The following is a 562-nucleotide window of genomic DNA, read 5'->3' on the forward strand; positions in this document are numbered from 1 at the left end:
CGGCAAAGCCGGGCTGATCGGCGACGGCGGTGACGGCGGCGCCGGAGGAAACGGCACCGGTGCCAAGGGCGGTGACGGCGGCGCTGGCGGCGGTGCCATCCTGGTCGGCAACGGCGGCAACGGCGGCAACGCCGGGAGTGGCACACCTAACGGCAGCGCGGGCACCGGCGGTGCCGGCGGGCTGTTGGGTAAGAACGGGATGAACGGGTTACCGTAGCCGGGAGGCCGGCTACCGCGCTCCCGGCGTCTTACCTGAAGCCGCGCTGCGACTGTGAATCTCACGACGCCTTGTCGGCGTGTCGCGTCGCAGGATTCCCAGTCGCGGCGCGAGGAGGCTTACATGCCCTGCGCTCGGGCTGCCGCATGCGCTCCGGCGCGACGCCCGAAAAACGACCCCTCACCCAGCTGGGTCCCGCTGGCATATCCCTTGCCGTCCTGGGCGATATTGGACGCGCATGCCCCGACCGCGTACAGGCCGGCCACCACCGCGCCGTCGTCGCGCAGTACTTGACCGTCCACCGACGTGGCCAGCCCGCCCAGAGTGAATCCGGCATACATCGCC

1 protein-coding gene and 1 pseudogene are annotated in these 562 nt (G+C 71.0%); one reads left to right on the forward strand and one right to left on the reverse strand.

Annotated features, from left to right (window positions below):
- A pseudogene (locus tag FJM08_RS08495) lies at positions 1-217 on the forward strand (PE family protein); the annotation flags it as partial.
- A 119-nt stretch (positions 218-336) separates the two neighbouring features.
- On the opposite strand, the gene FJM08_RS08500 reads toward FJM08_RS08495, so the two are convergent.
- On the reverse strand, positions 337-562 hold a 226-nt coding region (locus FJM08_RS08500; protein ID WP_140031741.1), incomplete at its 5' end, for an FAD-binding protein.

The organism is Metamycoplasma equirhinis (assembly GCF_006385185.1).
Lineage (GTDB): Bacteria > Bacillota_I > Bacilli_A > Mycoplasmatales > Metamycoplasmataceae > Metamycoplasma > Metamycoplasma equirhinis.